The following is a 19,799-nucleotide window of genomic DNA, read 5'->3' on the forward strand; positions in this document are numbered from 1 at the left end:
CTTGCTAACCGTTCGGACTTGATACAGTTGATCGTCCGGTTCCGATACACTCCAAGCAAGCCGCTGGGCCGAAGAACGACCTGGGGGATTGAAAACCAGTGTTTTCCAAGGCCTGCACGGTTTATGGGGCCTGACTTGGTACGGATACCTGTTATCCCCGACTTTTACGTTTTACCAAGCCGCTTTTTCATGAATCTGAAGCACGCACGCATCCTGGTGGTGGACGATGAGCCCGATGTGCTGTTCGCCCTCAGGCTGCTACTCAAAACGGAGGTGCGGGAAGTGGTGACGGAGAAAAACCCGGAACGGCTGCTTTCCCTGCTCCGCCAGCAACATTTCGATGCCGTGCTGCTCGATATGAACTACCGTAGCGGGCAGGCGACCGGTAACGAGGGCTTCTACTGGCTAAGCCGCATCCGGGAGCAGAGCCCCTCCACGGCCGTACTCCTGCTCACGGCCTACGGCGACGTGCGCACGGCGGTACGCGCCCTGAAAGCCGGCGCTACCGATTTCCTGCTCAAACCCTGGCACAACGTGCAACTGCTGCAAACACTTAGCGCGGCCCTCCAACCCACCCCCGGCAGCAAAAGCGGGGGCAGCCCGAAAAAACAAGCCGCGCCAGCCGCGGCTACCGCTCTCCTGGGGGAATCAGCCCCTATGCAGGAAGTGCGCGCCATCATTGAAAGGGTCGCCCCAACGGAGGCTAACGTGCTGCTATTGGGCGAGAATGGCACGGGCAAGGAGCTGGTAGCCAAGTGCCTGCACGAGCAGTCCCGCCGCGCTGCCCGGCCTTTCGTGGCCGCCGATGTGGCCGCCCTTAGCGAGGGAGTATTTGAAAGCGAGCTGTTCGGACACACCAAAGGCGCGTTTACGGATGCCCAGACCAGCCGCGTGGGCCGATTTGAGGCGGCCAGCGGGGGCACGTTGTTTCTGGATGAGATTGGCAACATCGGCCTGCCCCAGCAAGCCAAGCTGCTCACGGCCCTGCAAAACCGCCAGGTGGTGCCCGTGGGGAGCAATACCTCGGTGCCAGTGGATATCCGGCTGGTGTCGGCCACCAATGCGCCGCTGCACGCCCTGGTAGCCCGCGGGGCTTTCCGCCAGGATTTGATGTACCGCCTTAACACCGTCGAAATCACGCTGCCGCCCCTACGCGAGCGGGCCGACGATGTGGAACTGCTGGCCCGGCACTTCGCCCAGGTATACGCCACCCGCAACCGGCAACCCGTGCCGGAGTTCAGTGCTGCGGCCCTGCGCAAGCTCCGGGAGCACGCTTGGCCCGGCAACGTGCGGGAACTGCAGCACGCCGTGGAGCGGGCCGTTATCCTGGGGAATGGTGCCACGCTGCTGCCGGCTGATTTCTCATTTCGGAACCCCGAACCGCTGGCTACTTCTGCACCTAGTTCGTCCGTAACCGAGAATCCGCTGCCGTTGCTGGAAGTGGAGAAAAACGCCATCCAACAGGCTATTGAGCGCCATCAGGGCAACCTCACCAAAGCAGCCAAGGAACTAGGCCTTACCCGCACCGCCCTATACCGCCGGCTCGACAAGCATGATATTTGATAGCCTGGATGTCCGACTGCTGGGAAGATTAGCACTATTGGTAGCCGTGCTGGCCGGATGCGGATACACGGCGCTGCAGCATGCCTACGGGCTGGCTTTGGGGGCCCTGGGGCTGCTGACAGGACTGCTCCTGGAGCTGACCCGCTACTTAACGCGCGGTCAGCAGGCCCTAACCGATTTTACGCTGGCCCTGAAGTACCGGGATTTTTCGCGGCAGTACCCGGCGCAGTCTGGTCCGGCGACGCTGCGGGCCCTGCACGAGGCCTTCAACCAAGCTAATGCCACGTTTCGGGAGTTGCGGGCCGCGCAGGAAGGACAGTTTCACTACCTGCAAACCATCCTGGCGCTGCTTGATACCGGTATTGTTTCCTACGACGCGACGGGCACCGTGGCCTGGGTGAACGAGGCATTTAAGCAGACGCTGCACCTACCCTACCTGAAAAATATCCGGACCCTGCAGTCCCGGCAGCCGGTTCTCTACGCGGCAATCTGCCGGGCCGTGCCCGGTCAGCCCGAGGTGGTGAAACTGACGGTGGACCGCCAGACGGTGCAGCTGCTGGTATCCGCTACCCAGTTTACGCTCCGGGGTGAAGCGTGTACCCTGCTGGCTTTTAAGAATGTGAGCCAAGCCCTGGCCGATACCGAAACGGCCGCCTGGCAACAACTACTACGGGTCATGACGCACGAAATCATGAACTCAGTGGCTCCCATTGCCTCGCTGGCGGATTCACTGGGCCGCCACGTGCAGAGTGCCCGGCAGCACGCGGCTTCTGATGAGCTACTCGACGACGTGGGCACTGGTATTGGTATTATCCAGCAGCGCAGCGAAGGGCTGCTGCGCTTCGCCCAGGTGTACCGGAACTTTAGCACCCTGGCCCAGCCCCAGCGCACCACCCTCAGCGTGCAGGAATTGCTCCAAACCACCCGGCAACTCCTGGCGCAGCAGCTGGCAGCACAAGGCATTGACGTTACCCTCAGCGTCCGGCCCACCCACCTCACCCTGCACGCCGACGGCCACTTACTGGAGCAGGTGCTCATCAATCTGGTGCTCAATGCGGCGCAGGCGCTTGGGCAAACGCCTTCCCCGCGCATTAGCCTGCGGGCCTGGCCCGATGAACAGGAACGGGTGGTTATCGAGGTAAGTGACAACGGGAGCGGTATTGCGGCCGACGTGCTGGACAACATCTTCATTCCTTTTTTCACTACTCGCCCTCACGGCTCCGGCATTGGCTTGAGCCTGGCCAAGCAAATCATGCAGCTGCACCAGGGCAGCATTCAGGTTCATTCGGTACCAGGGGCGGGCAGTACGTTTCAGCTACGGTTTCCCCCCTCAGGTACATTCTAGGGCAAGAGCATTACCCATTAGGCCACTTCATAGACGACAGACCCGTCAAAGCAAAACCTCCCAACCTTCGGCCACCTTTTCCTAATTTCACTACTCAAAACTCATTCAAATGTATCTCCCGGCTTCGATTTCACCGATTTTGAGCTGGCTGAGCGAGCCGCGCTGCTACGGGAGTTTCCGCAGGCGGCGGAGGTGGTGGAGCAGTTTACGAGGTCTGCGCCGTTGGGCAATTAAAACGTCATGCTGAGCTTGCCGAAGCATCTCTCCTACTTCGCTGGTTTCTACACACTATTAACTTACACTACATCTTCTTCCACATGGGCGAAGTTTGGGTATTTCACGGAGCCGGCAGTCGTTTCACCAGCGGCGTATTCACTTCCCGGCAACAGGCTGAAGAGTATATTCAGCAGTATCAGCTAAGTGGCATCCTGACCAAATACCCGTTGGGAATCAGCGTGTAGGATTGGGCGCAACAGGCAGGAATTTTTCAGCCAACCAAGCCGGAGCAGCACACCACGGGCTTTATCCAGCGCTTCACATCTGCCAGCCAGGAACACTACCACTATGAGGATGGAAAATGTGATGCATGAGCAATCCAAAAAGCGCTATTACTTACTCATTTGCGAAGCAGCTACTGGCATTGTATTGATGCAGGACTGCGTAACGCGCTTCCAGAATCACGGTGGCATGACCGCAATACCTTACATCGAACTTGAAGTCGAGGATGAGAAAGCAGCCCGGCGGCGGGCTATAGGCATCCTGATTATGTATCCGAAAGCAGAAGTGACCATCTACGATGAGCATATGCAGTACATAACAACATTGCCAACCGCTGGCTGATCAACGGCTTCATTCCCAAAATCCTCCCGACCTTCGGCCACCTTTTCCCCGTTTTCGTTGTTACCAACGATTCGCACAAGAACCCCACACGTTGGCTGAACAACCTACCTATACCGACCCGTACGCGCTGGAAAAAGAGCTGCGTAAGGTGCAGGCCCTCATGAAGCTCGAGCAGCAGGAGGACCTTGAACAATTCAAAATCAAGAGCGCCCAGGCCACCATTGCCGAGCGCCAGAAGCGGGGCCTCACCTGGTACCCGGTCAAAATAACTTCGGAAGATATTGGCTTCGGCGGCAAGCTCGTGCTGGAGCTGGAACGCCCTGTGGGCGCGGGCGGGCTGCACCTGTTTCAGGTGGGTAAAAACGCCGCGCTGTTCGGCAACATTCCCGGCCGTAGCGGCTCCGACCGGCCCACCCTCTCGGGGGTGATTACCAGCGTGAAGCGCAACAAAATCACGCTGGCTACCACCAAGGAAGACCTGCCCGACTGGGTAGACGAAGGCAAGCTGGGCGTAGACCTGACCTTTGACGAGGTAAGCTACCGCGAGATGGAGTACGCCCTGGGCAAGGTAATGGGCGCTTTTGGTACCCGTTTGGCCGAGCTGCGCGACGTGCTGCTGGGCGCCAAGCCCGCCCGCTACAAGCCGGAGTCGGAAGCCACCTTGTACTATCCCTCACCCCTCAACGACTCGCAGCTGGCGGCCGTGCGCCACGTGCTGGCGGCCCAGGATGTGGCCATCATTCACGGCCCGCCCGGCACCGGCAAAACTACCACGCTGGTGCAGGCCATTCTGGAAACCATCCGGCGGGAGCGGCGGGTGCTGGTGTGCGCCCCCAGCAACACGGCCGTGGACTTGCTCACCGAAAAGCTGGCCGAGCGGGGTGTGAACGTCATCCGGATGGGCAACCCTTCCCGGGTTTCTGACCTGCTGCTGCAGCATACGCTGGACGCGCAGATTATGGCCCACAAAAGCTACGCCGAGCTGCGCAGCATGCGCCAGACGGCCGAGCAGTACCGCGAGGAGGCTGGCAAGTTCAAGCGCCACTTCGGCTGGGAAGAGCGGGAGCAGCGCCGCCAGCTCAAGCAGCAGGCCCACGATTTGCTGCAGGAATCCGACCAGTTGGAGCGCTACATCACCGAGGATTTGCTGGAGCAGGTGCAGGTGATTACCTGCACGCTGGTGGGGGCCAGCAACCGCGCCATCCGCCACCTCACCTACGAAACCGTGTTCATTGATGAGGCCGCCCAGGCCCTGGAGCCGGGCTGCTGGATTCCTATCAGCAAGGCCAACCGCGTGGTGCTGGCCGGCGACCATCAGCAGCTGCCGCCCACCGTGAAAAGCGAGAAGGCCGCCGCTCAGGGTTTGCGCGAAACGCTGTTCGAGAAGTGCATCAAGCGTCAGCCCGACACGGCCCGCATGCTGGAAGTGCAGTACCGCATGCACGAGCAGATTATGGAGTTCAGCTCGGAGCAGTTCTACGAGGGCCGCCTGCAAGCCGCGCCCACCGTGGCCCACGCCGACTTGCCCGCCTACGACCTGCGCTTTGCGCCCGATATGGCCGTGGAGTTTCTGGATACAGCCGGCTTCGGCTTCCAGGAAATCACCATCGAGGAAAGCCGCTCCACAGCCAACCCCGAAGAAGCCGACCTGCTGCTGAAACGCCTGGCCCAGCTGCTGGAGCCCTACGACCAGGCCGACCACACCGACGACCTGCTCACCATCGGCGTAATTGCCCCTTACCGCGCCCAAATCAACTACCTCAAAGACGCCGTGGAGGACAACGACGAGCTGGTGGGCCTACTGGAGCACCGCATGCTCAGCATCGGCACCGTCGATTCTTTTCAGGGCCAGGAGCGGGATATTATTGCCATCAGCCTCACTCGCAGCAACCCCCAGGGCGACATTGGCTTCCTCTCCGACATCCGCCGCATGAACGTGGGCATGACGCGGGCCCGCCGCAAGCTCCTCCTCGTGGGCGACTCCAGCACCCTGGGCGGCCACCCCTTCTACAAAGCCTTCCTCGACTACGTGGAAAGTATTGGGGCCTACCGCACCGCCTGGGAGCTGCAGTAAGCCTTTTTCAGCCCCGGAAAGCGCCCGGAAATTTTAAGTCCCGCGCCCGCCCCCTCGGATAGAAGGGACGGGGGCGGGACTTTTTGCGGGGTAGCCAGCGGCTCCTGAGTGTCGTTTGTCACCGCGCAAGGCTACCGCAACATGGCGTAGCGTAGCGCTTTCAGCACGTTCTGGGCGTGCTCGGCCAAGCGTTGGGCTTCGGTCTGGGTCGGCGGCTTAGCGGTAGTGGGCGCAGTAGCCGGCGTAGCCGGAGCGGGTTTGTAGCCGGGCAGCCAGACCGCGTAGAGCGTTTCCACGGGCAGGCTCGGTGGCAGCTGTGCCAATGCAGGATCGGGCTTTGGCCGGGCGCCCGTCGTAGCCAGAAGCCGGTCCATTTCCTGCTTTGCAGTGGTAGTACGCTGGTACAAGTCCGTGACAGTGAGATACGCTAACCCTGGCTCGAAACGCGCCCGGAGCGTGAAGTGCACGAGGTTAAACGGCGGCAGATGCTCCAGGACCTCAGGCGGAGTAACGCCGGCCACGAACACCGCCTGCTCGCCAGGCTTAAACATGGTGATGGTCCCCAGCGTCACGGTTTCGCCGGGTGCGGCGGGCTCCCGGGGCTGCATGGACGCAACCGGACCAGAAGCAGTAGCTATGTAGTCAGTAAAGGCAAAGTTGCGGAAGAAGGCGTCGTACAGCGCGCTTCGCAGCCGTTCGGCAGAAGCACCCGGTACCCGCACCGTGTCACGGAACACCACCCGCCGCGTAAGGGGCGAGATGGGCAGCGCATAGGACCTCTTGTTTGGGGCACTGGGCTTAGGCGTGGCACGCTGCGCCAGTACCCCATCGGGCCACGTGCTCAAACCAAGCAGCACCGCTCCTACCACCTCCATTTTCCTGATCCGGCCCATATATCAAATAGCATTCGTACATAGCAGGCGGCGGCGTTCGGCCTACTTACGCTGCTGTATTTCCACGGTAATACAGGCATTGTCCTGCACCAACACCGACGTGACGAACCGCTCGGCTATGGCCGCTTTGTCCCGGTCGCCGCAGAGCATTACCACATCCCCCACTTGTAGCTCGTTGAGTTGATTACCCAGCTTGGTAGCTACCGTGTGCTTGTACTCCCGGTGCGCGGCCAGCGCGTAATAAAACATGGAAGGGTTGTACGTCTCGCCCGAGAACATGGTGTAGGTAGTAGCCATGGGCAGCTGCGTGGCCGTGGCCTGGGCCTGGAACCCGAAAGACAACGCCGGGTCGCCGTGCCGCCAGCCGTAGATGCCCATGTTTTTGCGCAGGGTGTGCAGGAAGGGCTGGGTTACGGTAGCCAGCAGAAGCACCAGGCCCAGCAGAGTGGAAAGCCCTACCCCGCGCTGCCCATCCGGCAAGTGTAGGCTCGGCTGAGTTAGCCGGCCCAGGCTAGTGCCCACCAGCAAAGACGCCAGCGGATAAACGGGCATATCGTACCAGGCTAGCTTGGTGCTGGCCGTGCTGATTATCAGCAGGTGCACCACCACCACCGAGCCCACCAGCACCGCAAAGCGGCTCTGCACGCGCACGGCCGGATAGCGCCACAGCAGCCCAAAGCTGAAGGGAAATACCACTAGCCAGGGCATGAATTTCTCCTCGTACATGGCCTCCAGAAACCAGTTCCAGGGATGCTGATGCTCATTCAACACGCCCAGCATCCTGCCGCCCAGCTCATTGTCGTACACGGCCTGCAGGTAGCCCGGGTTGTACTGCTCCCGGGCCAGATAGTAGCCTCCTACTACCAGCACCGTGACCAGCGCGCCCGCATATACCTCCGGGCGGCGCAGCAGCCACAGCAGCTTTTTCTGGCTGAGGGCATAGAGCACAAAAGCCGGCCCCCAAAATAGCCCCGCTACCCCTTTGGTGAGGGCGGCCACCATCAGAGCCACGGTTACCCACACGAAATACACCCGTTTCTGCTCCTCCAAATACCGAAAAAAGGCTAGTGCGGCCACCGTCAGGCACAAAGTCAGCAGCGTATCATAGTCGCCGGTACGGGCCCGATGGTGCTCGTTGTAGCCAATAGCGGTAATGAGGATAAGTACCGCGGCCGCGGCTCCCAGCAACGTGTGCAGATGACGATACCCGAACCGGTACACAACCCCGGCCGTGGCCACAGAGGCCAGCATGGTAGGCAGTCGGAAAGCTGTTTCTGAGTAGCCGAACAGGCGCAGGGAAAGCACTTCCAGCCAAATAATAAACGGCGGCTTGGTATTCCACATATCCGGCGCCCCCCCGAAGTAGGTTACCAGCCAGTTGCCATTGTGCTCCATTTCGGCGGCATTCACGGCCAGGCGGCCCTCATCCCATACCAGAATTGGGTACGAGCCTATCTGGTGCACCAGAAACAGATACACCAGCGGCAGCAGGGCAACCCCCACGGCGTAGGGCAACCATCGTAACCTGGGGGGCTGATTCTCCTCAGAATCGGGCCTGACGCTGCTGCTGGTAGGGGGTTGCTGTACTGCTGTGCTCATATTACCTCACGCTCAAATACTGGCTGGCCCCGCGAGAACTCCGCTTCTGGGCCACTATTGCGTTCAAATATCCGGTAACGGCGTGTGTCGTCCAAGCTTTGCCCAGCAGGTGGCGCCTACTTTAGCGGCGGCCACACAATTCCGGCATCCGTAAACACTCTCCTACTTGAAAGAGTATGCTACCACGGAGCGGCCGGAATTACGGGCCATTTCCGTAACTAGCCGTCCAATTCATTTCCCAACCCAGCCCGGACCAGCTGCGTCCATCCCGCGTATGAGCCAAATCAGCGAAAACAAAGTCGTTACTATCACCTACGATCTGAGCGTAACGGACGAAAACCAAGAGAAAGTCCTCGTGGAATCGGCGGAGGAAGATGCGCCGATGGTGTTTCTATATGGTATGAGCGGCCTGCCCGACGAGTTTGAGCGCCAGCTCAGCGGCAAGCAAGCCGGCGACTCGTTCACCTTCTCCCTCACTCCCGAGCAAGCCTACGGCGACTACGACGAGCAGGCCATAGTGGAGATTCCGAAAAACGTATTCGAAATCGACGGCCAGATTGACGAGGAAATGCTGCAGGTCGGCAACTTCCTGCCCATGGCCGACAACCAGGGCCACCACATGCAGGGCAAAGTGGTTGAAATCGGCGACTCGGCCGTGAAAATGGACTTCAACCACCCCCTGGCCGGCATGGTGATGCACTTCGATGGTAAAGTAGAAGCCGTGCGCGACGCCACCCGCGAGGAGCTCGACCACGGCCACGTCCACGGCGAAGGCGGCCACCACCACTAAGCCGATACAGCGCTTCAACAAAAACCCGCAGCTTGCACAAGCTGCGGGTTTTTGTTTTCAGGAGATAGTTGAGAGCCTAATATGAACATCATTCCGAGCGAAATCAAGCAATGATGTTTAGTAGTTTGAAGCCGACAGACCAAGCCGTTTTGGCTACGCCCCGGCCTTACTGCCAGCCCTGCACCGATGTTCCACCAAAAATACCCTTGCGGATAGCTGGGGTAAAGATACCGTAGGGAAAAATGGCCGCGGGGGCGCTGGCTGCGTTGAGTTGCTGCAGGTGCGCGGGTGTCAGGTGCAGGTTGAGGGCGGCGAGGTTGTCCTGCAGCTGGGTGAGTTTGCTGGCACCCAGGATAACGGAGCTGATACCGGGTTGGGCCAGCACCCAAGCTAAGGCTACCTGCGCGGCGGTGCGGTTTAACTCCCGGGCCTCCTCCTCTACCACCGCCAGCACCCGCCAGTTGTGCTCCGTAAACTTGCTGTCCTGGAACGGGTTGGGGCCAGAAAGGCGGCCTTCGCCGCTGGCTTTGGCCTCGGAGCCACTAGCGCGCTGATATTTGCCGGCCAGAAAGCCCGCCGCCAGCGGGCTCCAGGGCGTAATGCCCAGCCCACACTCCCGGGCAGCGGGCACGTGCTCGTGCTCAATGTTGCGCTCCACCAAGGAGTATTCCAGCTGCAAAGCAATGGGGCCCGGAATACTGTGGGCGGTGGCCAGCGTAGCGGCTTTGGCGGCGTACCAAGCCGGAATATCGGAGAAGGCGAAGTAGCGGATCTTGCCCGCCCGCACTAAGTCGCCGAGGGTCTGGATTACCTCTTCCACGGGTGTTACCATATCCCAGACGTGCAGCCAGTACAGGTCCACGTAGTCGGTCTGGAGGCGGCGCAAAGAGGCTTCGAGGGCCTGATGGATGTTTTTGCGGCCGTTGCCGCCCCCATGCGGGTTGCCCGGCTGCCCGCTATGAAACCCCGATTTGGTGGCTAGCACCAGCTGGTCGCGCAGCTTGGCCTCGGCCACGTAGCGGCCCACCAGCTCCTCGCTCCGGCCCTGCGCGTACACGTTGGCCGTATCGATAAAATTGCCACCAGCTTCTACATAGCCCCGAAAAATGGCTTCCGATTCTTCATCCGATGAGCCCCAGCGCGGGGTACCGAACGTCATAGTGCCCAAGGCCAGCGGGCTCACCACCAATCCAGAGCGGCCCAGGGTGCGAAAATCAATCAATTGCATAGGAAGTGGAAAGTGGAGCCAGTGGCGCAGCAGTAGCGCAGTAGTAGCGCGAACTTTGCAGTTCGCGTCCCCGCACCGTTCGGACGGTTCTATCGGCGCGGGGGCGCGAACTGCAAAGTTCGCGCTACTACTGCGCAGATAGGCGGAAAGCGGCCGGAGTGAAGCCGGTTTTGCTCTTGAACAGGCGGGTGAAATACTGCGGATACTCGAAGCCCAGCTGGTAGGCCGTTTCGTTGATTGAGAGCGAAGTGCCGAGCAGCAGCAGCTTGGCTTTCTCAATGAGGGCCTGGTGGATGTGCTGCTGGGTGTTCTGGCCGGTGAGAGTGCGCAGCATGTCGCTGAGGTAGGCAGGCGACACGTGCAGGGCATCGGCGAAGTGTTGCACAGTGGGCAGGGGTTGCTCCTTTTCCTGCCGGAAGTATCCCTGCAACAACTCTTCGAAACGGGTAAGCAGGTCGTGCTCGGCGGTACGGCGCGTGAGAAACTGGCGGTGGTAGAAGCGGTTGGCGTAGCTCAGCAGCACGTCGAGTTGGGCCACCAGCACATCCTGGCTGAAGGTGTCAATGGGCTGCTCGTGCTCCGCCCGCATGGTGTGCACCAGTCCCTCCAGAAGCTGCTCCTCACGGGCCGAGAGGTGCAGGGCCTCGTGTACCTGGTAGGAAAAAAAGCCGTAGCCGCCAATTTTCCGGCCCAGCGGGTACTTGTGCAGCAAATCGGGGTGGAATACCAGCATCCAGCCACTCAGCTCCGATACGTCGACGGACTCGTTGTTTTCGCAGAGCTGCCCCGGCGCGTAAAACGCCAGCACGCCCTCATTGAAGTCGTAGGCGCGGTGGCCGTACTGAATCCGGCCCTGCAGGTTTTTCTTCAGCGCAATAATATACAGCTGGCGTAAGGCCGGCCCCACCACCGGTGGGTGGCGGTGCTGCGCCAGGTCGATGACAGTGAGCAGCGGGTGCACCGGCGCGGGAAATCCAAAGTGCTCGGTAAAGTCGCTTACCGAGGCAAGCAGGCGGAAAGGCGGGGCGGCTGGTTTCATCACAGTAGAACAAGGAAAGGACAAGATAAGCCGGCCGGGGCAGTGTAGAGACGCGTATTCGCGTTTCGTCGTTGGACGGGCGGCAATGAGTCAGCTGAGACAACGTACCTGCAGTAAGCCCCAAAGCCCGTCATGCAGAGCATGTGGCGCCTTGAGCCAGGGACGAAGCATCTCGCGTGCTGACGTTGTCGCAGTAACTCTGATGTCAGCACGCGAGATGCTTCGCCTCCGGCTCTGCATGACGGGCTTTGGGGCTTCGGCCCACTCCCTACTCAGCTTCAATGTCAGCGACGATGAGACGCGAGTACGCGTCTCATCTACACCCGCCCTAGAAGCCTTCCGGGTACGCCGCGCCTACCGGACCACCCACGGGCACAATGGCATCCAGTTCGGCTAGCTCCTCGGGGTTCAGGGTGAGGCTGGCGGCGGCCACGTTTTGCTCTAGGTACTTGCGGCGCTTGGTACCCGGAATGACCACCACGCCCTGGGCCAGCACCCAGGCCAGCGCCAACTGCGCCGACGTTACGCCTTTGGCCGCAGCCAGAGCCTCCAGCTTCTGCACCAGCTCCAGATTCTTGTAGAAATTCTCGCCTTGGTAGCGCGGGAAGAACCGGCGTGAGTCATTGGCCTCAAAATCATCCGGACTCTTGATATCCCCCGACAGAAAGCCCCGGCCCAGCGGCGAGTAGGCCACAAAGCCAATGCCCAGCTCCCGCGCCGCCTGCAAGGCTCCGGTTTCCTCCACGCCCCTGTCAAACAGTGAATACTCGGTTTGCAGCGCGGTAATGGGGTGCACGGCGTGGGCCCGACGCAGCGCTTCGGCCGGCGTTTCCGAAACTCCCAGGTAGCGCACTTTGCCTTCCTCCACGAAGCGGCTCATCTCCCCAATGCTGTCTTCGATGGGCACCTGGGGGTCCTGGCGGTGCAGGTAGTAGAGGTCCACGTACTCGGTGCGGAGGTTGCGCAGGGAGCGTTCCAGGCACTTACGGGCGTAGGCAGGGTGGCCGTTGAGCTGGCTGGTGAAGGTGCCGCTTTCATCCACTTCAAAGCCGAATTTGGTAGCCAGGATAACCTCCGGGCGGCGGCCGGCAATGGCCCGGCCCACTAGTTGCTCGTTCAGCAAGGGGCCATACAGGTCGGCCGTGTCCAGCAGGTTTACGCCCAGCTCCAGAGCCCGGTGCAGGGTGGCCAGGCTTTCCTGCTCGTCGGCCTCGCCGTACACGCTCATGCCGCCTACGCCGCTGGTCATGCCCATGCAGCCCAGGCCTTCTACTGGTACTTCCAGGCCCTGGCTGCCCAGGGGTACTCGTTTGAGGTTGCTCATCGTAACGAAGGGTTAAAAGGATGACGTATTTTCCGTTACAAAGGTCCGCCGCCGCCGCCCCACCGGAGCTACACAAACCCGCGCATCTGCAATACAAACCGCAGCCTGGGGGCTGGAAGTACGCTGCAAAAACGCCTATATTTCCTGGGTTTTCGCCTTTCTTTGCTGCCGCATCCTTCCTCCTGCTATGGCCCTTTCTCCTTCGCTTATCCGCCCGGCTACCTGCGCCGTTTTCCTGTCTATGAGTACGCTTATGGGTTGTAAGAAGGAAAAGACGGAACCCGCAACCCTACCCGGCCGCTGGCAGTTGGTGCTTGAACACAGCATTAACACCGACGCCAGCACGGGCCAGACCATCACCGAGCGGCACCAGCCCGGCACCACCGGCGACTACCTGGAAATATCGGCCAGCACTTTCCAGGAGTACCGGGGCAATCAGCTCTATTTCACGGCCCCGTACACCTACGCCGGCTCTACTATCAGCATGCAAAGTCTCAACCCCCGCACCGATTTGTCGCGGGAAGTGCGGGAGCTGACCAGCCAAAAGCTGGTGCTGCACTATAAACTCCCGGCTATTGTCAATAACCAACAGGTCACCATCGACGCCACGTATTCGCGGTAGCTTCTGTGCGGTCGATAATGTGCGTTCAACTCTGAGCTATTGCATGGAAGAGTCTTTCAGCAAGGAGTTTTGCGAGTTTCTGGAGTACCATCTAACCAACACTTTTGCACACAACCCAGACGCCCGGACTAAAGGATTGTGGTGCGATGGAGTACTGCCACCGGTTATAGATAGCCACCTCACTAAGAAGCACGTCAACGACACCCGGCGCATTGTCACCACCGCTTTTGTTGGCCACCACGAAACCCAGCCTTATGACCTGACAATTCTGCTGGGCCGCTACTCGTTGCGCAGATACAGCCGGGGCCATTCCTTACAGGATTGCGTGCCCGATGAAACAGCTTCGGACTGGTACACCCTGGATATAGATAACCGGCGGCTGGAAGTACGCCTGCTATAAAACCGCTACCGAATTTCATCCACTGCCGCCCGCAACTCCGGCCAGAACTCCGCGAAATCTGCTTCATAGGCGGGCAGCTCCTTCAGAAACGCGGCGGCTCCGTTAGCTAGCACCCCGGCGGCGGGTACGCGGCGGCTCAGGCCCAGCAGAGCCCGGTGCAGGCCTTCGGGGTGAGCGTAGCCGGTTAGCCAGTCGTGCTGGCGCATGTAGTGCAGCATTTCCTGCAGCCGCTCCGGCAACTCATAGCGGCGCTGGTGCAGTAGCTGGTACTGGCGCTGGGCAAAGTCGGGCAGCGGCTCCTGAGGATGGTAACGGGCGAAGTCGCGGGCCAGCAGGTGGTCGAAGCCCACATCCGACACCACGCCGGCCCACTTGCCCAGGCCCGCCTCCCGCAGCCGGGCGGTGGTCCGGCGCACAGCCGGGTGCGCATCCGTAAATGAATCAATGAAGCGGTGCAGGCGGATGCCGCGCTGCACGGGCTCGGGGTAGGCCAGCAGGCCGGCGCGGCCCCGTACGGCTTCGGCCGCGAAGTTGCCGACTACCACATCGGCGTAATAGGGTGTATTGGCTGGGGAGCCGGAAAGCAGCAGGTGGGCAAGGAAGTTCATGCGGGGCGGAAGGTCGGTAAAATGCGGGCAATGCGGGGCCGAAGCTCAACCCCACACCCTACACAACCGTATTTGGAGCAAGTTGGCCCGGCTACTTCGTGTTTGCCGCCGCCGCTTTTCCCCGATTCTTTTCTACTCATCCCTACCCTCATGGCTGACCAAACGCCCGTAACCAACGACCTCGCCAAGCTGATCGATAAAATCAAGGATGTGCGCATTGCCATGCTCACCACCTCCGACGAGGAGCACCACCTGCGCAGCCGCCCTATGGGCACCATCAAGCCCGATACCAGCGGCAGCCTCTACTTCTTCACCGATAAAGATTCGGCCAAAGTATACGAGGTGAAGAAAGACCAGCAGGTAAATCTGGCCTATTCCAATACCGACGACAGCATCTACGTGTCGGTATCGGGCTCGGCCAAAGCCTACCGCGACCAGAACAAAATCAACGAGCTGTGGAGTGAGCCCATGCGCGCCTGGTTTCCGAAAGGCAAAGAGGACGAGAGCATCTACATCCTCGAAGTAAGTATTGAAAAAGGCGAATACTGGGAGTCGCCGGGCAACATCATCACGCAGGCCTACGCCTACGTACGCGCCCTGGCCACCGGCGAGCGGACCAAAACCGACGACGTAAACTCCCACGCTAAAGTGGAAGTGAAGTAATTTTGTCTTGCTGAACTCAGAAAAGGGCCGGAAGCAGTTCCGGCCCTTTTTTGTTGTCCTGAAGCCTTAGCAACTCTTATTGTGCCACTGACCACCCTCTCCATCCTGACCCTCCTCCCCGACCAGCGGCGCTGGGCATTTGCCCAGATGGGCACCGCCCAGCGGCCGTTGCAGCGCGTGCCGGGCCTACGGTTCCAGAAGCTGCTGGGCAGCGGTGCGGGCGGCTTCGGGGCGCTGCCCAACCTGCGGCGCTACGGGTTTATGGCCGTGTGGGAATCAGAAGAGGCAGCCCAGGAATTTTTCAGCCGCCACCCGCTATGGCAGCAGTACCGGCAGCGCACCTCCGAAATCTGGACGGCCCGGCTGGCCCCGCTCAAGTCGCACGGACTGTGGGACGGGGTGAATCCGTTTGCCTACGAAACCGAGGCTAGCACTACGGACGGGCCGATGATGGTGCTTACCCGGGCTTCCATCCGCTTGCAGAAAACGCCCCGGTTCTGGCGCTATGTGGCCCCGGTAAGCGCCACCGTGGCCGAGGCCCCCGGCGTGCGAGCCGCCATTGGGCTGGGTGAGCTGCCCGTGGTGCGCCAGGCCACCGTCAGCCTCTGGGAATCCCAACAAGCCATGCAGGACTACGCCTACCGTAGCCCCAAACACAAGGAGGTTATCCGGCTGACGCGCCAGGAAAACTGGTATGGCGAGGAGCTGTTTGCCCGCTTTCGGGTAGTAAGCGCGGAAGGCACCTGGGACGGCCACAATCCGCTGGCCTTCTGAACAGCTCTGCGCCTTCTGCGCTACCCACTGCGCCCTCTGCGGGAACCGGCGCCTGCACACTAGAAAGCTCTTCACTTCACTCAGCATGACAGCCGTTTAGAAAAACCATCCTACCCGCCCCCGTTTTTCCGTAATTTCGCCCGTTCCGATTAACTGTACCCCGACTGCCCATGCCCGGCTACCAACCCCAGGATATTGAGAAGAAGTGGCAAGCCCACTGGAAAGAGCACAATACCTTCAAGGCTGAAAATCAGTCCGACAAGCCCAAGTACTACGTGCTGGATATGTTCCCGTACCCCAGCGGGGCGGGCCTGCACGTAGGGCACCCGCTGGGCTACATTGCCTCCGATATTGTGGCCCGCTACAAGCGCCTGCAGGGCTACAACGTGCTGCATCCCATGGGTTTCGACTCGTTTGGTTTGCCCGCCGAGCAGTACGCCATCCAGACCGGGCAGCACCCGGCCCTGACTACGGAGCAGAACATCAGCACCTACATCAAGCAGCTTTCCTCCCTGGGGTTCAGCTACGACTGGAGCCGGGAAGTGCGCACCTCCGACCCCGCCTACTACAAGTGGACGCAGTGGATTTTCCTGAAGCTGTTCAACTCCTGGTACAACCTCGATACCGACCGGGCCGAGCCGCTCAAAACCCTGCTGGAGAAGTTCGAGCAGAACGGCAGCGAGGGTATCCGCGCGGCCGGGGATGAGGAGGAGCGCCACAGCTTCACGGCCGGCCAGTGGAAGATGTTCACGGAAAAGCAAAAGCTGCAGGCCGTGCACCCCTACCGCCTGGCCTACCAGCAGGATACCTACGTGAACTGGTGCCCCGGCCTGGGCACGGTGTTGAGCAACGATGAGGTGAAAGACGGCCTCTCGGAGCGGGGCGGCTTCCCCGTGGAGCGCCGCCTGATGCCCCAGTGGAATCTGCGCATCACCGCCTACGCCGACCGCCTCCTCCAGGGCCTCGACACCATCGACTGGCCCGACGCGGTGAAGGAAATGCAGCGCAACTGGATTGGCAAAAGCATCGGCGCGGAAGTGACCTTCCAGGTGCAGGGCCACGAGCAAGCACAAATCAAGGTGTATACTACTCGCGTGGACACCATTTACGGCGCTACCTTCCTGGTGCTGGCCCCCGAGCACGAGCTGGTGAAGGAGCTGACCACGCCCGGGCAGCAGCAGGCCGTGCAGGACTACGTGGACGCCACCAAGCGCCGCTCGGAACGCGACCGGATGGCCGATACCAAAACCGTGTCGGGCGCTTTCACCGGGGCGTATGCGGTCAACCCTTTCACCAACGAGCCCATCCAGATTTGGATTGCCGATTACGTGCTGGCCGGCTACGGCACCGGCGCTGTGATGGCCGTACCCTCGGGCGACCAGCGCGACTACGTGTTTGCCAAGCATTTCAACTTGCCCATTGTGCAGGTGGTGGACCAGCAGCAGATTGACGAGCAGGCCGACCCCACCAAGGAAGGCCTCTACCTGCACGGCCTCATTCAGGGCCAGAACTACAAGCAGGCCACTCAGACGCTAATTCAGGAGCTGGAGCAGCGCGGCATCGGCAAGGGCAAAACCAACTTCCGCATCCGCGACGCCATCTTCGGCCGCCAGCGCTACTGGGGTGAGCCCATCCCTATTTACTACAAGGATGGCGTAGCCTACGGCGTGGCCGAAGCCGACCTGCCCCTGGTGCTCCCGGAAATCGACGAGTACAAGCCCACCGAAACCGGCGAGCCGCCCCTGGGCCGCGCCAAGGACTGGAAGTACAAGGGCCAGTACGATTACGAATTGAGCACCATGCCCGGCTGGGCCGGCTCCAGTTGGTACTACCTCCGCTACATGGACCCGCACAACGCCGAGCGTTTTGTGGGCGAAGAAGCCGAGCAGTACTGGCGGAACGTAGATTTATATCTCGGTGGTGCAGAGCATGCTACGGGCCACCTGCTCTACTCCCGCTTCTGGCACCTATTCCTGAAAGACCTAGGCTTGGTAACGGCCAATGAGCCCTTCCAGAAGCTCATCAACCAGGGCATGATTCTGGGCCGCTCGAACTTCGTGTACCGTGCGAATCTGTCCTACACTTACACATCAAATCCAGGTCACAACCTTACAATTGATCCGAAGGACTTCCCAACGCTCTATGTTTCAAATAGCATAGCTAAGGCAATTCTATCAGGTGATGCTTCTGAAAAAAGTAAAGCAATAGATAAAATTTTCTCCCTTTATAGCTCACGTATCGAAAAGCTCCTTCTTGGTTATAGATACGTATCATTCCACGTTACTACTCCTGAGGACTTCTCTATCACTCCTCTTCACGTGGACGTGAACATCGTGGAGAATGATGTGCTCGACGTGGAAGCCTTCAAGAACTGGCGCGAGGAGTATGCCAACGCCGAGTTCATCCTCGAAGACAACGGCACCTACGTGGTGGGCGTAGAAGTCGAGAAGATGTCGAAGTCGAAGTACAACGTGGTGAACCCCGACACGCTCATTGAGAAGTTTGGAGCCGATGCGCTGCGTTTATACGAAATGTTCCTAGGGCCGCTGGAGCAGTTTAAGCCCTGGAATACCAACGGCATGAGCGGCGTGGCGGGCTTCCTCAAGAAGCTCTGGCGCCTCTACCACCCCCAGGATGGCGACTTCGCCGTGACCGAAGAAGCGGCCAAACCCGCCGAGCTGAAGGCCCTGCACAAGGCCATCCGCAAGGTGGAGGAGGACATCGAGAAGTTCTCCTTCAACACCACCGTCAGCGCCCTGATGATTACGGTGAACGAGCTGACGGCCCTGGATACGCACAAGCGCGCCATTCTGGAGCCGCTGGTGGTGCTCCTGTCGCCCTACGCCCCGCACCTCTCGGAGGAGTTGTGGCAGAAGCTCGGCCACGCTCCCGGTTCCATCAGCCAGGCCGCCTACCCCGAGTTCCGGGAGGAGTACCTGGTGGAAGACACCGTGAACTACCCCGTAGCCATCAACGGCAAGGTGCGCGAGCAGCTGCAGTTCCCGGCCACCGCCACCGCCCCGGAAATCGAGGCCGCCGTGCGGGCCACCGACATCCTGGCCCGCTTCGCCGAAGGCAAGGAAGCCAAGAAGGTGATTGTGGTGCCCGGCCGCATGGTGAACATCGTGGTGTAACTTTCTTAAGCTGTTAGCTGCTGGCTAGTAGCTGTTAGCGAAAAGGCCCGCCGGATGCATCCGGCGGGCCTTTTTTATTTACTTGTTTCTCACAAGCGGCGCTTGTGCGGTATGGCGCGTTGGGTTTACCAGGGGCTGATGCCGGTTTCTGGGGCGTTATCGTCGCTGAAAAACTGGCTGGTGGGGCCATTGGGGCCCAGCAGGGCGGCTTTCACTACGCGGGCGGCAGCATCCTGCACGGAGCCGGGGCCGCTGTGGTGGTTGAAGTCGGTGGCGGTGTAGCCGGGGTCCACGGCGTTTACCTTGAAGGGCGTGTCGCGCAATTCGTAGGCCAGCATGATGGTATAGGCGTTCAGAGCCGCTTTGGAGGGCTGGTAGGCGGCACCCTTCACCGGGTAGTATTTCCAGGAAGGGTCGTTGTGCAGCGTAAGGGAGCCCAGGCCGGAGGTGACGTTCACAATCCGAGGCTCAGCGGACTGCCGCAGCAGGTCAATAAACGCTTGCGTTACCTCAATTACGCCGAATAAGTTGGTATCGAACACCTCCCGAATGGTGCTGAGACTGGTGCCCAGCGGGGGCTGCGACATACTACCCAGAATGCCAGCGTTATTGATGAGCACGTCCAGCACCGGCGTTTTCTGGCCCAGGGCCTGGCGGGCGGCGGCAATGGAGGCGCTGTCGGTTACGTCAATCTGCAGGGGCTCCACGTTGGGCAGGCCCTCGGCGCGCAGCTGCTCGGCGGCCTCCTGGCCCTTATGCAGGTCGCGGCTGCCCAAGTACACGTAGTAGCCGTTTTGCAGCAGCTGGCGGGCGGTTTCGAAGCCAATGCTTTTGTTGGCGCCGGTAATAAGTGCGGTTTTCATGGTCAAGAATGAGCCGGTGAATGAATAGCACAAAACTACC

17 protein-coding genes and 1 pseudogene are annotated in these 19,799 nt (G+C 60.4%); 11 read left to right on the forward strand and 7 right to left on the reverse strand.

Translation table 11 applies throughout. From position 1 onward, the window contains the following. Nucleotides 1-189 precede the first annotated feature (189 nt). The 5 genes and pseudogenes from ABIB60_RS06370 (at nt 190) to ABIB60_RS06385 (ending at nt 5,822) form a co-directional block, all read left to right on the forward strand. A complete protein-coding gene (locus ABIB60_RS06370; protein ID WP_354578551.1) occupies nt 190-1,563 on the forward strand; it encodes a sigma-54-dependent transcriptional regulator in 1,374 nt (457 codons plus the stop codon). Continuing rightward, entirely contained in the window at nt 1,553-2,908 is a 1,356-nt protein-coding gene (locus ABIB60_RS06375; RefSeq protein ID WP_354578552.1) for a sensor histidine kinase, read from the forward strand. The genes ABIB60_RS06370 and ABIB60_RS06375 overlap by 11 nt, the downstream gene beginning before the upstream one ends. Before the next feature lie 317 nt (nt 2,909-3,225). After that, a pseudogene (locus tag ABIB60_RS22415) lies at nt 3,226-3,498 on the forward strand (DUF7710 domain-containing protein). Continuing rightward, complete coding sequence (locus ABIB60_RS06380) at nt 3,479-3,748, forward strand: hypothetical protein (protein ID WP_354578554.1); 270 nt, start codon at nt 3,479-3,481, stop codon at nt 3,746-3,748. The pseudogene ABIB60_RS22415 and the gene ABIB60_RS06380 overlap by 20 nt, the downstream one beginning before the upstream one ends. 91 nt (nt 3,749-3,839) lie before the next feature. After that, nucleotides 3,840-5,822 carry an AAA domain-containing protein gene (locus ABIB60_RS06385; RefSeq protein ID WP_354578555.1) on the forward strand — a complete coding sequence of 661 codons (1,983 nt, stop codon included), beginning with the start codon at nt 3,840-3,842 and terminating at the stop codon, nt 5,820-5,822. Between the two features lie 131 nt (nt 5,823-5,953). On the opposite strand, the gene ABIB60_RS06390 is transcribed toward ABIB60_RS06385, so the two are convergent. Continuing rightward, complete coding sequence (locus ABIB60_RS06390; RefSeq protein ID WP_354578557.1) at nt 5,954-6,715, reverse strand: hypothetical protein; 762 nt, start codon at nt 6,713-6,715, stop codon at nt 5,954-5,956. Nucleotides 6,716-6,757: 42 nt separating this feature from the next. Then, a complete protein-coding gene (locus ABIB60_RS06395) occupies nt 6,758-8,218 on the reverse strand; it encodes an ArnT family glycosyltransferase (protein WP_354578558.1) in 1,461 nt (486 codons plus the stop codon). Between the two features lie 370 nt (nt 8,219-8,588). On the opposite strand from ABIB60_RS06395, the gene ABIB60_RS06400 reads away from it, so the two are divergent. Next, nucleotides 8,589-9,104, forward strand: coding sequence for an FKBP-type peptidyl-prolyl cis-trans isomerase (locus ABIB60_RS06400; protein ID WP_354578560.1), 516 nt, complete (start codon nt 8,589-8,591; stop codon nt 9,102-9,104). A gap of 166 nt (nt 9,105-9,270) precedes the next feature. Here the strand turns inward: ABIB60_RS06400 and ABIB60_RS06405 are convergent, their stop codons facing one another. The 3 genes from ABIB60_RS06405 to ABIB60_RS06415 form a co-directional block, all read right to left on the reverse strand. Then, nucleotides 9,271-10,332: an aldo/keto reductase gene (locus ABIB60_RS06405; RefSeq protein ID WP_354578561.1), complete on the reverse strand. Its 1,062-nt coding sequence runs from the start codon at nt 10,330-10,332 to the stop codon at nt 9,271-9,273. Nucleotides 10,333-10,459: 127 nt separating this feature from the next. Then, nucleotides 10,460-11,371, reverse strand: coding sequence for a helix-turn-helix domain-containing protein (locus tag ABIB60_RS06410; RefSeq protein ID WP_354578563.1), 912 nt, complete (start codon nt 11,369-11,371; stop codon nt 10,460-10,462). Nucleotides 11,372-11,699: 328 nt separating this feature from the next. Beyond that, nucleotides 11,700-12,695 carry an aldo/keto reductase gene (locus ABIB60_RS06415; protein WP_354578564.1) on the reverse strand — a complete coding sequence of 332 codons (996 nt, stop codon included), beginning with the start codon at nt 12,693-12,695 and terminating at the stop codon, nt 11,700-11,702. A gap of 187 nt (nt 12,696-12,882) precedes the next feature. On the opposite strand from ABIB60_RS06415, the gene ABIB60_RS06420 reads away from it, so the two are divergent. Both ABIB60_RS06420 and ABIB60_RS06425 read left to right on the forward strand, forming a co-directional pair. Then, nucleotides 12,883-13,317, forward strand: coding sequence for a lipocalin-like domain-containing protein (locus ABIB60_RS06420; RefSeq protein ID WP_354578565.1), 435 nt, complete (start codon nt 12,883-12,885; stop codon nt 13,315-13,317). Between the two features lie 43 nt (nt 13,318-13,360). Further along, nucleotides 13,361-13,717, forward strand: coding sequence for a hypothetical protein (locus ABIB60_RS06425; protein WP_354578567.1), 357 nt, complete (start codon nt 13,361-13,363; stop codon nt 13,715-13,717). A 5-nt stretch (nt 13,718-13,722) separates the two neighbouring features. On the opposite strand, the gene ABIB60_RS06430 is transcribed toward ABIB60_RS06425, so the two are convergent. Further along, the gene (locus ABIB60_RS06430; protein WP_354578568.1) at nt 13,723-14,325 is read right to left on the reverse strand and encodes an acyl carrier protein phosphodiesterase; all 603 of its coding nucleotides are present in this window, start codon (nt 14,323-14,325) and stop codon (nt 13,723-13,725) included. 150 nt (nt 14,326-14,475) lie between these two features. Here ABIB60_RS06430 and ABIB60_RS06435 point away from each other — a divergent pair, with 150 nt between their 5' ends. From ABIB60_RS06435 to ABIB60_RS06445, 3 genes are all read left to right on the forward strand, one after another. After that, on the forward strand, nt 14,476-14,988 hold the full coding sequence (locus ABIB60_RS06435; protein ID WP_315996300.1) for a pyridoxamine 5'-phosphate oxidase family protein: 513 nt from the start codon (nt 14,476-14,478) through the stop codon (nt 14,986-14,988). Nucleotides 14,989-15,069: 81 nt separating this feature from the next. Then, a complete protein-coding gene (locus ABIB60_RS06440; protein WP_354578570.1) occupies nt 15,070-15,762 on the forward strand; it encodes a spheroidene monooxygenase in 693 nt (230 codons plus the stop codon). 170 nt (nt 15,763-15,932) lie between these two features. Next, nucleotides 15,933-18,896, forward strand: a complete 2,964-nt coding sequence (locus ABIB60_RS06445) for a leucine--tRNA ligase (RefSeq protein WP_354578572.1) — start codon at nt 15,933-15,935, stop codon at nt 18,894-18,896. A gap of 125 nt (nt 18,897-19,021) precedes the next feature. Here ABIB60_RS06445 and ABIB60_RS06450 read toward each other — a convergent pair whose 3' ends face one another. Next, nucleotides 19,022-19,759 (reverse strand): SDR family oxidoreductase, encoded by a 738-nt coding sequence (locus ABIB60_RS06450; RefSeq protein WP_354578573.1) that lies wholly within the window; start codon nt 19,757-19,759, stop codon nt 19,022-19,024. Between the last annotated feature and the right edge of the window lie 40 nt (nt 19,760-19,799).

The sequence above is a fragment of the Hymenobacter sp. UYP22 genome, assembly GCF_040547285.1.
Lineage (GTDB): Bacteria > Bacteroidota > Bacteroidia > Cytophagales > Hymenobacteraceae > Hymenobacter.